Source organism: Agromyces sp. NPDC055661, assembly GCF_053618135.1.
This window is the reverse complement of record NZ_JBSHHC010000001.1, coordinates 2,770,386-2,783,256: the sequence shown is the minus strand read 5'-3', so window position 1 is coordinate 2,783,256 and position 12,871 is coordinate 2,770,386. Positions and strand designations below refer to the sequence as shown.

10 protein-coding genes, 1 pseudogene and 1 riboswitch are annotated in these 12,871 nt (G+C 72.1%); of the genes and pseudogenes, 4 read left to right on the top strand and 7 right to left on the bottom strand.

Going from position 1 to position 12,871, the window contains the following annotated elements:
- The first annotated feature begins 46 nt into the window (after positions 1 to 46).
- Both ACWGO8_RS12855 and ACWGO8_RS12850 read left to right on the top strand, forming a co-directional pair.
- Positions 47 to 1,360, top strand: a complete 1,314-nt coding sequence (locus tag ACWGO8_RS12855; RefSeq protein WP_452043396.1) for an APC family permease — start codon at positions 47 to 49, stop codon at positions 1,358 to 1,360.
- A gap of 9 nt (positions 1,361 to 1,369) precedes the next feature.
- Positions 1,370 to 1,906, top strand: a complete 537-nt coding sequence (locus ACWGO8_RS12850) for a gamma carbonic anhydrase family protein (RefSeq protein ID WP_452043395.1) — start codon at positions 1,370 to 1,372, stop codon at positions 1,904 to 1,906.
- Between the two features lie 246 nt (positions 1,907 to 2,152).
- On the opposite strand, the pseudogene ACWGO8_RS12845 reads toward ACWGO8_RS12850, so the two are convergent.
- The 5 genes and pseudogenes from ACWGO8_RS12845 to glyA form a co-directional block, all read right to left on the bottom strand.
- A pseudogene (locus ACWGO8_RS12845) lies at positions 2,153 to 3,238 on the bottom strand (DUF6716 putative glycosyltransferase); the annotation flags it as partial.
- On the bottom strand, positions 3,235 to 4,110 hold the full coding sequence (locus tag ACWGO8_RS12840) for an N-acetylneuraminate synthase family protein (protein ID WP_452043394.1): 876 nt from the start codon (positions 4,108 to 4,110) through the stop codon (positions 3,235 to 3,237). The pseudogene ACWGO8_RS12845 and the gene ACWGO8_RS12840, both read right to left, overlap by 4 nt.
- A gap of 3 nt (positions 4,111 to 4,113) precedes the next feature.
- A complete protein-coding gene (locus tag ACWGO8_RS12835; protein WP_452043393.1) occupies positions 4,114 to 5,349 on the bottom strand; it encodes a cytidylyltransferase domain-containing protein in 1,236 nt (411 codons plus the stop codon).
- Between the two features lie 204 nt (positions 5,350 to 5,553).
- Entirely contained in the window at positions 5,554 to 6,438 is an 885-nt protein-coding gene (locus tag ACWGO8_RS12830) for a bifunctional methylenetetrahydrofolate dehydrogenase/methenyltetrahydrofolate cyclohydrolase (RefSeq protein ID WP_452043392.1), read from the bottom strand.
- A gap of 8 nt (positions 6,439 to 6,446) precedes the next feature.
- A complete protein-coding gene (glyA, locus tag ACWGO8_RS12825; RefSeq protein WP_376954105.1) occupies positions 6,447 to 7,721 on the bottom strand; it encodes a serine hydroxymethyltransferase in 1,275 nt (424 codons plus the stop codon).
- Between the two features lie 66 nt (positions 7,722 to 7,787).
- Positions 7,788 to 7,869, bottom strand: a riboswitch (ZMP/ZTP riboswitch).
- Between the two features lie 193 nt (positions 7,870 to 8,062).
- On the opposite strand from glyA, the gene ACWGO8_RS12820 reads away from it, so the two are divergent.
- Positions 8,063 to 9,745 carry a beta-N-acetylhexosaminidase gene (locus ACWGO8_RS12820; protein ID WP_452043391.1) on the top strand — a complete coding sequence of 561 codons (1,683 nt, stop codon included), beginning with the start codon at positions 8,063 to 8,065 and terminating at the stop codon, positions 9,743 to 9,745.
- Positions 9,746 to 9,994: 249 nt separating this feature from the next.
- A complete protein-coding gene (locus ACWGO8_RS12815) occupies positions 9,995 to 10,828 on the top strand; it encodes an endonuclease domain-containing protein (RefSeq protein WP_452043390.1) in 834 nt (277 codons plus the stop codon).
- Positions 10,829 to 10,958: 130 nt separating this feature from the next.
- On the opposite strand, the gene ACWGO8_RS12810 is transcribed toward ACWGO8_RS12815, so the two are convergent.
- Together ACWGO8_RS12810 and ACWGO8_RS12805 are read right to left on the bottom strand one after the other, a co-directional pair.
- Entirely contained in the window at positions 10,959 to 11,867 is a 909-nt protein-coding gene (locus ACWGO8_RS12810) for a carbohydrate ABC transporter permease (protein ID WP_452043389.1), read from the bottom strand.
- A 3-nt stretch (positions 11,868 to 11,870) separates the two neighbouring features.
- Positions 11,871 to 12,851 (bottom strand): carbohydrate ABC transporter permease, encoded by a 981-nt coding sequence (locus tag ACWGO8_RS12805; protein WP_452043388.1) that lies wholly within the window; start codon positions 12,849 to 12,851, stop codon positions 11,871 to 11,873.
- Positions 12,852 to 12,871: the final 20 nt, after the last annotated feature.

Below are 12,871 nucleotides of genomic sequence, written 5' to 3'. Positions count from 1 at the left end.
GCGGGCCCGGCGGACGCGATTCACCGCGGTGGAGTAGGGTGCCCGCGTGACCGCCCAGCAGCCCTCCCTCGCCCGGCGACTCGGGCTCCGCGACGCGATCGCGATCGGCCTCGCGTCGATGATCGGCGCCGGCGTGTTCGCGGTGTGGCATCCGGCGGCCGAGGCGGCCGGAGCCTGGCTCCTCGTCGGCCTCGCGGTCGCGGCGTTCGTGGCCTACGCGAACGCGAGCTCGACCGGCCAGCTCGCGGCACGCTACCCCGAGTCGGGCGGCGCCTACCGGTACGGGCGCGAGCGACTCGGCGCGTGGCCGGGCTTCCTCGCGGGCTGGGGGTTCGTGGTCGGCAAGACCGCGAGCTGCGCGGCGATGGCCATGACGGCGGCGGACTACCTGGTGCCGACGGAGTGGGAGCGCCCGGTCGCGGTGCTCGCGGTGGTCGTGCTGGCCGGCGTCAACCTCCTCGGGATCACGCGCACGGCGCGGGCGGCCACGATCATCGTGGTCGTGGTGCTGGCGGTGCTTGCGCTCGTGCTCGCGGCCGGCGCGACGCACCTGTTCCAGACGGGCGTCGCGCCGCAGCAGGCCGCGGGCACCCCCGACGTCGGCTGGTACGGCGTGCTGCAGTCCGCCGGCCTCCTGTTCTTCGCGTTCGCCGGATACGCCCGCATCGCGACGCTCGGCGAGGAGGTGCGCGAGCCGGCCCGGACGATCCCTCGCGCGATCGCGATCGCGCTCGGCATCGTCGTGGTGGTCTACGCGGCGCTCGCAATCGTGCTGCTGCTCGTCCTCGGCCCCGCCTACCTCGCCGGTGCGGTCGACGCCCCCCTCGCCGACCTCGTGGTCGTGAGCGGCTGGGGCTGGGCCGCGCCGGTCGTGCAGGTCGGCGCGGCGATCGCCGCCCTCGGCGCCCTGCTCGCGCTCGTCGCCGGGATCGGCCGCACCGCGCTCGCGATGGCGCGCGACCGCGAGCTGCCCACGCCGCTGGCCACGGTGCATCCGCGTTCGCACGTGCCCTGGGTCGCCGAGGTGGTCGTGGCGGTTGCCGTCATCGCGCTCGTGCTGGTGGCGGACCTGCGCGGCGCCATCGGCTTCTCGAGCTTCGGCGTGCTCGTCTACTACCTGATCGCGAACCTCTCCGCCGTGACGCAGCCGCGCGAGGAGCGACGGGTGCCGCGGTGGCTCAGCATCGCCGGCGCGATCGGATGCCTCGTGCTCGTCGCCACCCTGCCGGTCGAGGCGGTCGTGGGCGGCCTCGTCGTCTTCGCCGTGGGCGCGCTCGTGCGCCTCGTCGTCCTCGCGCTGCGCCGGCGTCGGAGTTCGGGGACCGCCCGTCCCGCCGAGGGGACGGACGCGGCCGAATAGGCTGGCGCCATGAGCGCAGACCCCTCAGCCCGCATCCTCACCATCGCCGGCATCCCGGCCCCGGTCGTCGACGACAACGCATTCGTGGCCGCCGGCGCCGTGATCGTCGGGAACGTGCGCCTCGAGCCGGGCTCGAGCGTCTGGTACAACGCCGTGCTGCGCGCCGAGGCCGAGCCCATCGTGCTCGGCGCCGACGCGAACCTGCAGGATACCGTGGTCTGCCACGTCGACGCGGGCTTCCCGCTCACCATCGGACGCGGCGTCTCCGTGGGTCACGGCGCGGTGCTGCACGGCTGCACCGTCGAGGACGAGTGCCTCATCGGCATGGGCGCGACCGTCCTCAACGGCGCAGTCATCGGCTCGGGGTCGCTCGTCGCCGCCGGCGCCGTCGTGCTCGAGGGCACCGTGGTGCCGCCCGGGTCACTGGTCGCGGGCGTGCCCGGCAAGGTCCGGCGTGAGCTCTCCGACGCGGAGCGGGAGGGCATCCGCCGCAACGCCGCCGCCTACCTGCGGCACGTCGAGGAGCACACCGCGCCCGTCGACTGAGCCCGTGCGGCCGGTCGCGGCATCCGTCGGGCGCTGCAGCCACCGGCGCAGGCGGCGCGCACGCCGCACCGCCGTGCGGGCCGCGACGCCGAACGTCCACGCCACCGTGCCGACCGGATCGCGGTCGTAGTCGCCGAGCATGCGGCGCCGCTCGTAGGCGGTGCGCAGCGCGCCGCCGCTCGTGTCGTGGCGGCGCTCGATCGGCGGCAGGGGCACGATCTCACGGGCGGCGACGAGTGCGTCGAGGCGTCCGGTCCAGTCGTCGCCGTCGAGGCCGTGGAAGTAGTTGTCGGCGGTCCACGCGGGCGCCGCGTGACGGAAGCGGCCGGCGACGAGGTCGTGCGTCGAGCCGAACAGTCCCGAGCCCTCGAACACGGTGTTGATCATCGCGGGCGAGACGCCGAAATCGTCGAGGAGGAGCACGGGGAGGTCCATCGCCACGGCCTCGAGCGCGGCCGTCGAGCTGACGGTCACGAGCGCGCCGGCCCGCGCGAGCTTCGCGGCCATGGGCCCGTGCTCGACGACGAGGTTCGGCGGCGCGGCCGGCCCCAGGTCCTCGACGAGCTCGGCGTAGTCGTGCTCCTCGCGGTGGGTCTGCGCCTCGCCGCGTCGCGCCCGCACCTTCACGATCACGCGGCGCTCGGGGTTCCGGCGGGCGTGCTCCGCGAGGGCCGCGAGCACGCGCACGCGATCCTCGAGCTGCGCGGGCACCTTCGCCTGGGCGGCGAAGACGACGTCGCCATCGGATGCCGCGGGCACGGCCCCGCGCGCCCCCGTCGCGAGGAACGGCAGCGTCGCGAGCCCGAGCCCCGGGTCGACGCCGAGGTCGAGCGCGTTCGCCTCGAACTCGCGCACCTCCCGGCGGCTGTGCAGCACGATGAGATCGGTCTGCTCGCGGTAGATCACCGCCTTCGGCACCGCCGGGATCGTGAGCCCGGGGAACCCGCTGAGGAGCGCCGGCCGGTCGTCGCGGCGCTGCAGGAGGGGCGCGACGACGCGCACGAACGGTCCTCGGAGCGAGAGCAGCACCGCGTGCGGCTGCGCCTCGTCGACGAGCGCGTCGAGGTCGTCGAGGTGGACGACGTGCGCGTCGCCGCTCGTGAACCGCGTGCCGGCGAGCGCATCGGCCAGCTGACGTCCGCTCGGCATCACGGGCGAGGCGAGGATCACGAGCCGGGCCGTCCACGACTCGGGCAGCGTGGAGGCGAGCGCCGCGCCCCACTTCACGTAGGAGTCGGAGTCGGCGAGGACGAGGAGGCGTCGCGTCGCGGCATCCGCCCACTCGGGATCGGCCGCGACCGCGGCATCCGCCCGCTCGAAGCCGCCCGTCACGCCGGGACCCGGCGCAGCTTCGCCCGCGGGGCCTCCTCGCCGGGGAAGACGCGCTTCACGCCGTCGCCCATGGCCTCGCCGATGATGCGGATGTCGCGCACGAGGTGCTCGAGGCCCTGCGGCTCGAGCGAGGCGGCCTGGTCGCTGCCCCACATCGCGCGGTCGAGCGTGATGTGCCGCTCGACCGCGACCGCGCCGAGCGCGACCGCCGCGAGCGAGATCTGCAGGCCGCGCTCGTGCCCCGAGTAGCCGACCGGCACCCCCGGGAACCGGCTCTCGAGCGCCGGGATCATGCGCAGGTTGGCCTCGTCCGCCGGCATCGGGTAGCTCGACGTGGCGTGCATGAGCACGAGCCGCTCGGTACCGAGCACCTCCACGGCTCGGTCGATCTCGTCGAGCGTCGACATGCCGGTCGAGAGGATCACGGGCTTGCCGGTGGCGGCGACGGCCTCGAGCAGCTCGAGGTCGGTGACCGACGCCGACGCGATCTTGTGCGCCACGACGTCGAGTCGCTCGAGGAACTCGACCGAGGGCACGTCCCACGGGGAGGCGAACCAGTCGACGCCCGCACGCAGCGCGTACGACGCGATCTCGAGGTACTCGGCCTCGCCGAACTCCACCCGACGGCGGTAGTCGAGGTAGGTCATGGTGCCCCACGGCGTCTCGCGGAGCACGTCGCGCATGTGCTCGGGCGTCGCGATCTCGGGCGTGCGCTTCTGGAACTTCACCGCCTGCGCCCCCGACTCGACGGCCACGTCGATGAGTCGCTTGGCGATCTCGACGTCGCCGTTGTGGTTCAGGCCGATCTCGCCGATGACGTAGACGGGCATGCCGGGTCCGACGACCGAACGGCCGATGCGCACTGCTGACATTTGTCAGGCTCCTTCGAGGGCGGTGGTGAGGACGGGGGAAGCCGCAGCACGTGCGGCCACGACGGCGTCGGCGAGCTCGCGCACCGCACCCTGGCCGCCGGCGCGCTCGAGCACGACGCGGGCGAGCCGCTTGACCTCGGGGATCGCGTCGGCGACCGCGACGGGCCATCCGACGAGCTCGAGCGCGGGCAGGTCGCCGCGGTCGTTGCCGAGGTACGCGATGCGGTCGAGGCGGATGCCGCGGGCGCTCGCCCAGTCGGCGAGTGCCGTCGCCTTGTCGGCGACGCCCTGTCGAACCTCGACGCCGAGCTTGGCAGCGCGGGCGCTCACGACGGGGTGGGTCTCGGCGGAGAGGATGAGCATCGGGATGCCGGCCTCGCGGAGGCGCCCGACGCCGTGGCCGTCGCTGCGGCTGACGCGCACGAACTCGACGCCCGCCTCCCCCACGATGGCGGTGTCGTCGGTGTGCACGCCGTCGAAGTCGGTGACGACGGCGTCGACGTCGATGGCGTGCGACGGGCCGTCGATGAGGTTCGCGAGCGCCTGCGCGACGACGAGGTCGGCGGCGGTGTCGATCTCTACGCCGTGCAGGTCGGGCACGAGGTGCACGGCGATGCGGCCGAAGAACCGGTGTCGCGCCTCGCGGAAGCCGCTCGTGCGCATGGCGTAGAACGCGCCCGTCTCGCGGAACTCCGCCGGGCGGTCCTGGCGCCGCAGTCGTACGCCGGCGTCGTGGTTCACGCCGAACGCGCCGCGCGAGTTGCGACCGTGCTCGTCGCGCCAGATGAAGGCGTGGCTCGGCACGGCCGCGAAGACGCTGTCGGCCTCGCCGGTCGCGACGGCGGTGACCGCCGCGTCGAGATCCTCTGGCTCGATGAAGGGCGACGTCGCCTGGATGAAGAGCGTGACGGATGCCTCGTCCCGGCCGATCCCCGCGAGCGCGTCGAGCGCGTGCAGCAGCGCCGACTCCGACGACGCGGTGTCGCCCGCGAGATCGGCGGGACGCTGCACGACGGACGCGCCCGCCTCGCGAGCGACGCGCGCGATCTCGCCGTCGTCGGTCGTGACGACGACGCGGCCCACGGTGCGCGCGGCCCGGGCCGCGGCCACCGCCCGGGCGACGAGCGGGATCCCGCCGACGCGCATCACGTTCTTGCCGGGCAGGCCCTTCGAGCCGCCCCGCGCCGGGATGATCGCCACGGCGTGCGCGCGGTCGGCGCTCGGCTGGTCGCGGTCCATGCGGCGAAGCTATGCCGCGACGGTGGCGCGATCGTGCACGCGGGGTGAACGGGCGATTGCCGGAGAGGGGACGGACGGGAGGGCGCGCCCCGGCCTGGCCGGAGGAGAGACGGGAGGGCGGGCGCGAGGCCGCCCGAAACGAGCGGATGCCGCGAGCACGAGGCTCGCGGCATCCGATGCGTCAGCGCTGTCGCGCCCCCGCGACTAGCGGTTCAGGCGCTGCTCGGCCGCCTTCACGACGTTGGCGAGGAGCATCGCGCGAGTCATCGGGCCCACGCCGCCGGGGTTCGGCGACAGGTGGCCGGCGACCTCGGCGACGGCCGGATCGACGTCGCCCGTGAGCCTTCCCTTGCCGGTCTCCTCGTCCTGCACGCGCGTGATGCCCACGTCGAGCACCGCGGCGCCCGGCTTGATCCAGTCGGGCTGCACGAGGTGCGGGACGCCCACGGCGGCCACGACGATGTCGGCGCGGCGCACCTCGGCGGCCAGGTCGGCCGTGCGCGAGTGCGTGAGCGTCACGGTCGCGTCGAGGCCCTTGCGGGTGAACAGCAGCCCGAGCGGACGACCGACCGTGAGGCCGCGGCCGATGACCGTGACGTGACGGCCGCGGATCGGCACGTCGTAGCGGCGCAGCATCTCGACGATGCCGGCGGGCGTGCACGGCAGGGGCGAGTGCAGCTCGCCCTCGATGCCGAGCACGAGCCGCCCGAGGTTCGTCGGGTGCAGGCCGTCGGCGTCCTTGTCGGGGTCGATGAGCTCGAGCATCGCGTTCTCGTCGTGCCCCGGGGGCAACGGCAGCTGCACGATGTAGCCCGTGACCGCCGGCGAGGAGTTGAGGTCCTTGATCGCCGCCCGCACGTCGGCGGTGGTCGCCGACGACGGGAGGTCGATGCGGATCGACTCGATGCCGACTTCGGCGCAGTCCCGGTGCTTGCCCGCGACGTACGACCGCGACGCCGGGTCGTCGCCCACGAGGAGCGTGCCGAGTCCGGGCACGACCCCGTGGGCGCGCAGCAGCGCGATCCGGCTCTTCAGCTCGTTCTTGACGGACGACGCGGTGGCGACGCCGTCGAGGGTGATCGCCGTCATGCCACTCCCTACTGCTGGAGGCCGGGGTAGAGCGGGAACTCCGCCGTGAGCGCCTCGACGCGCGAGCGCAGCGCCGCGACATCCGCCCCGCCCTGCAGCGCGAGCGCGATGATGTCGGCGACCTCGGTGAACTCGGCATCGCCGAAGCCGCGGGTCGCGAGCGCGGGCGTGCCGATGCGCAGGCCCGAGGTGACCATCGGCGGGCGCGGGTCGAACGGCACGGCGTTGCGGTTCACGGTGATGAGCGCGTCGTGCAGCAGGTCTTCCGCCTGCTGGCCGTCCATCGCGGAGTTGCGCAGGTCGGCGAGCACGAGGTGCACGTCGGTGCCGCCCGTGAGCACGTCGACGCCGGCGGCGCGCGAGTCGTCGGCGGTCAGGCGCTCGGCGAGGATCTGCGCGCCGCGGATGGTGCGCTCCTGGCGGTCCTTGAAGTCGGCGGATGCCGCGATCTTGAACGCCGTGGCCTTGGCCGCGATGACGTGCATGAGCGGGCCGCCCTGCTGGCCCGGGAACACGTTGGAGTTGAGCTTCTTCGCGAGCTCCATGTCGCGCGCGACGATGAAGCCCGAACGCGGGCCGCCGATCGTCTTGTGCACGGTCGACGACACGACGTCGGCGTGCGGCACGGGCGACGGGTGCAGGCCCGCGGCCACGAGGCCCGCGAAGTGCGCCATGTCGACCCAGAGCTTCGCGCCGACCTCGTCGGCGATCTCGCGGAACGCGGCGAAGTCGAGGTGACGGGGGTACGCCGACCAGCCGGCGATGATGACCTGCGGCTTGTGCTCGCGGGCCTTGTCGCGCACCACGTCCATGTCGACGAGGAACGTCTCGGGGTCGACGCCGTAGGACACGGCGTTGTAGAGCTTGCCCGAGAAGTTGAGCTTCATGCCGTGCGTGAGATGGCCGCCGTGCGCGAGCTCGAGGCCGAGGATGGTGTCGCCCGGCGTGGCGATGGCCGACAGCACGGCCGCGTTGGCGGTGGCGCCCGAGTGAGGCTGGACGTTCGCGTACTCGGCGCCGAAGAGGCTCTTCGCGCGCTCGATGGCGAGCGACTCGGCGATGTCGACGAACTCGCAGCCGCCGTAGTAGCGACGGCCGGGGTAGCCCTCGGCGTACTTGTTCGTGAGCACCGAGCCCTGGGACTGCAGCACCGACACCGGGACGAAGTTCTCGCTCGCGATCATCTCGAGGTAGTCGCGCTGGCGTCCGAGCTCGAGCTCGAGGACTTCGGCGATCTCGGGGTCGACCTCGGACAGCGGGGCATTGAAGACGGATTCGGCCAAGACTGGCTCCTTATGACATGCGGACCTGAAGGGTGCTGCTGCGAGCGCGACTCGCGCGGCAGCAGGCGCACCGGCCCAGGCGTGCGGTCGGTCCGTGCCAGTCGCTCCCCGATGGGTGCCCATCTCAACGCCAGTCGCGACGGTGGCAAGCATAGCAACGGATGCCGCGCGCGGCCGTGTCGGCGGCATCCGCACCTGTCATCCGGCGACGCTGTCCTTCGACGACGAGGCGTGGCAGGATGGTGGACGCACGTGTTTGTTAGGACTCCTGCCTTATCGGTGGGAGGATCGTCGTGCCGGGTGGTCCGGCCCGACGCCGGCCGCCACGACCCAGGGGACGCATGCATCGACGCACCGCCCGCCCGGGCACCGCCGCACTCGCCGCCGCCGCGGTGGCCGCGGCCGTGCTCGGCGCCCTGACCGGCTGCACCGCACCAGAGAACGGAGACGCCGTGACCGGCATCGTCCCCGCCCCCACGTCCGCCGAGTACCCCGACGCGGCGCCGTTCCGCCTCGACGCGTCGTCGCGCATCGTCGCGTCGGGCGCGGGCGCCGCTGCGGTCGCGGAGTTGTTCGCCGAGCAGGCGCGGGGGGCCACCGGGTTCGAACTGCCGGTGGTCGACGGGGAGGGCGGGGCATCCGCTTCGGCTCGCGCCGACCTCGCGTTCGTCGTGGCCGCCGGGTCGGCGCCCGACGGCGCCGAGGAGGGCTACGTGCTCGAGGCCGGCGGCGACGGCGTACGGATCGCGGCGGACACGGCGGCGGGCCTGTTCCGCGGCACGCAGTCGCTGCGGCAGCTGCTGCCCCCGGCGATCGAGCGCACGGATGCCGCGGGCGGCGAGCCCGAGGGCGGATGGACCGTGCCCGCGGCATCCGTCGCCGACGCACCCCGGTTCGCCTACCGCGGCGCGATGCTCGACGTCGCGCGGCACTTCTTCCCCGTCGAGGACGTGCTCGCCTCCCTCGACGCGATGGCGCTCGTGAAGCTCAACGTGCTGCACCTGCACCTCACCGACGACCAGGGCTGGCGACTGCAGATCGACTCGTGGCCCGAGCTCACGGGGATCGGCGCCTCGACGTCGGTCGGCGGGGACGGTGGCGGCTTCTACACGAAGGACGACTACCGCCGCATCGTCGACTACGCCGCGGCTCGCTTCATCACGATCGTGCCCGAGCTCGACCTGCCCGGGCACACGAACGCCGCGCTGAGCGCGTACCCCGAGCTGAACTGCGACGGGGTCGCGCCCGAGCCGTACGAGGGCACCGAGGTCGGGTTCTCGTCGCTGTGCGCCTCGCCGTCGCGGGCCGAAGTCACCGATCGGTTCCTCGCGGATGTCACGCGCGAGGTCGCGGAGCTCACGCCCGGGCCGTGGCTGCACCTCGGCGGCGACGAGTCGCTCTCGACGAGCACCGAGGACTACCTCGGCCTCGTGCGCCGCATCGGCGCGGCCGGCGCCGCGACGGGCAAGACCGTGATCGGCTGGCACGAGATGGGCGCCTCGCGGGAGCTGCCGCCCGGCACGATCGGGCAGTACTGGAGCTTCGTCGAGCCCGAGGGCGACGCGGTGCCGCAGACGCAGTCGTTCGTCGAGCAGGGCGGACGCGTGATCATGTCGCCCGCCGACGTCGCCTACCTCGACATGGAGTACGTCGATGATCCGCAGGGGCCGCTCGGCGGCCGGCTCGGACTCGACTGGGCCAAGGGCCCGACGTCGCTCGACGAGGCGTTCAAGTGGGATCCGGCGGCGGTCGTGCCCGGGATCGGCGACGACGAGCTCCTCGGCGTCGAGGCGCCGCTCTGGACGGAGACCATCCGCGCGCACTCGGAGCTCGAGTTCATGGCGTTCCCGCGGATCCTCGCGATCGCCGAGATCGGGTGGTCGCCGCGTCCTGCGTCGGACACCGGCGTGCGCGGCGACGGCGACATCGCGGAGTTCTTCGGTCGCGTGGCCGCCGTGGGGCGGCACCTCGACGCGCTCGGGGTCGCGTACCACCGCGTGCGCGGCGTGCCCTGGGCGGAGTAGGAGCTGGCGCGGGGCCGCGGCGCCCCGTGCCGCCTGCCGGCCCTCCCTCCTGACCGAATCGGGCGGGAGGAGATTCGCACGAGCGGAGGAGGTCTTCGCCGACTCGATCCTCCGCCCGTGCGAATCACCTCACGGTTGAGGGGCTGACCACCCGTGGGACTCGTCCTCCACATGCCCGCCGACTGCCCGACACGACCACGTGCAGCGACGCAGGGCCTTGCCACGCGCCAGCGCCGCCACGATGCGAGAATGACGTTCGAAACGTGGCTGCGGAACGCAGGCGGAGCGGCCCATCAGGGCGCGGCGACCTCGGCGGGATTCTCGCGACACGTCGTCGATCGGGCGGTCGCGTCAGGTGCGGTGCAACGGATCAGGAGGTCCTGGCTGGTCGATCCTGACGCACCGCCTGCCATCGTCGCGGCTGCCGCAGCCGGTGGGCGCTTGGGGTGCGTGAGCGCGGCGCGGCACCTCGGACTCTGGACGTTCGACGATCCACGCCTGCATATCGCCGTGCGACCGCACTCCGGGCACACGGATGCCACGAACACAGTGCGGCACTGGAACAGCGGTCCGATCGCCACTCACCGATGGGAACTCGTCGAACCGCTGCCGAACGTCCTCGCGCAGGTGGCGGGTTGCCAGCCGCTGGAACGCGGCCTCGTCGTCTGGGAGTCCGCGATCAGGACACAACGGATCGGACTGGAGGTGCTTCGACGCCTTTCGCTGCGAGGACCTCGAGCGAGGTCGCTGCTCGACGTGTGCTCGGAACTGTCGGACAGCGGGATCGAGACGATCCCGGCGGTGCGCCTGCGGCGGATCGGGATACCCGTTCGCCAGCAGGTGACGATTCTCGGCCATCGCGTGGACGGGTTGATCGGGGATCGATTGGTCTACCAGATCGACGGCTTCGAGCATCACCGAGAAGCGCATCAACGACGTGCGGATATCGCGCATGATCGCCGACTGGTGCTGGCCGGATACACCGTCCTCCGCTACGACTACGCCCAAGTCATGTTCGACTGGCCGACGGTCGAACTGGAGATCCGGACGGCGATCGCACAGCGCGTGCATCTCGCTTCGTGACGCGCCCCGCTTGCGGCGATGGCCCCAGGAGGAGGTTCGCACGGCGGGAGGATCTGCGATGCGAGAACCTCCTCCTGCCGTGCGAATCTCCTGCCACGACGCAGGGCCGGCGCGGGCGCGCGCCGCCGCGCTACTTCACGCTGCCGGCGGTGAGGCCGCCGACGAGGCGCTTCTCGATGAGCATGAAGAGGATGACGACGGGGATGATCGCGACGATGGAGACGCCGAACACGTAGTGCCATGAGGTCTCGTATTGGCCGACGAACTTGGTGAGGGCGACGGAGAGGGGCTGGTTGCCGGCGGTGGAGAGGATCACGAGGGAGGCGGCGAACTCGTTCCAGCAGGCGACGAAGGTGAACACGATCGCGGTGACGATGCCGGGCCAGACGAGTGGGAGTTGGATGCGGAACAGGACGGTGAGGCGTCCGGCGCCGTCGATCTGCGCGGCTTCGTCGATCTCCTTGGGGACGCCGGCGAAGAACGAGTGCATGATCCAGACCGCGAAGGAGAGGTTGAACGCGGCGTTGATGAAGATCATCGCGGCCCAGGTGTCGATCAGGCCGAGGGTGACGAACTGGCGGAACAGGCCCGAGGTGAGCACGGCGGGTTGGAGCATCTGGGTGACGATGACGAGGAACAGGAACACGAACCGTCCGGGGAACCGGAACCGTGCGGTGTAGTACGCGGCGGGCAGGGCGACGCCGAGCACGAGCAGGGTCGCGAACACCGCGATGACGATGGTCGAGGTCAGGTTCTGCGGCAGCGGCGTCTCGGGGGTGGACCACATCGTGATGTAGTTCTCCCAGTGCCACTCCGTGGGGAAGTAGGTGGGGTCGACCGAGCGGATCTGGGACTTCGTCTTGACCGAGCCGAAGAACATGATCGTGTACGGGAGGATGAACACGACGAGCACGATCGCGCCGGCGAACATGCGCAGCAGGACGCGCCAGATCGAGACCTGGTCCTCGGTGTATCGGCGTCGCCGGTTGACCGGGGCGGGGGCGTCGATCGTCTCGAACGCGGGTGCGGTGACGGCCACGGGTCAGACCTCTCGGGTGGGCTTGACGACCCTCACGTACACCGCGACGATCACGATGACGATGAGGAAGGCGACGACGGACAGGGCGCTGGCGACGTCGACCTTGTGCTGGTTCTGGATGTACTTGAAGATCAGCGTCATGATCGTGTCGGCGTCGTAGCCGGGGATGGATCCGGTCATCACCTTCAGGATCGGCAGCGAGTTGAACACGTTGATGATGTTGATCAGCACCGCCACCGAGAGGGCGCCGCGCAGCTGCGGGAGGACCACGCTGAAGTAGGTGCGCACGGGTCCGGCGCCGTCCATCTTCGCGGCCTCGACCACGTCGCCGGGCACCGTCGCCAGGCCCGCGAGGATCGTGTACGTCGTGAACGGCAGGGACACGAACACCGCCACGACGATCGACCAGGCGAACGCGGTGGTGGGGTTGCGGGTCCACCCGTAGCCCTCGGGGGTGTCGATCAGGCCGACGTCGACGAGGAACTTGTTGATGATGCCGAAGTACGGCTCGAGCCCGTAGTACACCACCAGGGTGGTCATGACCACGGACGCCGCCCACGGGATGATCACCGCGAGCCGCACGATCCGCCGGCCCGGGAACGCCTTGTCGAGGATCTGCGCGAGCCCGAGCGAGATGAGCACGGTCGCGGCGACGACCACGACGACCCACACGATGGTGCGCCCGAAGATCGGCCAGAAGTACGGGAACGAGAACACCTCGACGTAGTTGTCGAAGCCGACCGATCCCTTGTCCAGGCCCGAGATCGAGATGTCCCGGGTGGAGTTGTAGAACATGACGACGGCCGGGAACAGCACGACGCCGAGGATCAGGATCAGCGCGGGGCCGATCCAGGGCAGCGAGGCGAGCAGGTCGCGGCCGCCGGGCTTGCGCGGGGCCGGCCCGTCGACCTTGCCCCCGCCGGTGCGGGGGCGGCCGGTGGCCGCCCCCGCGGGGGTCGATGACGTATCGGTCGAGGTGCTCATGGTGCGATGGTCACCGATTC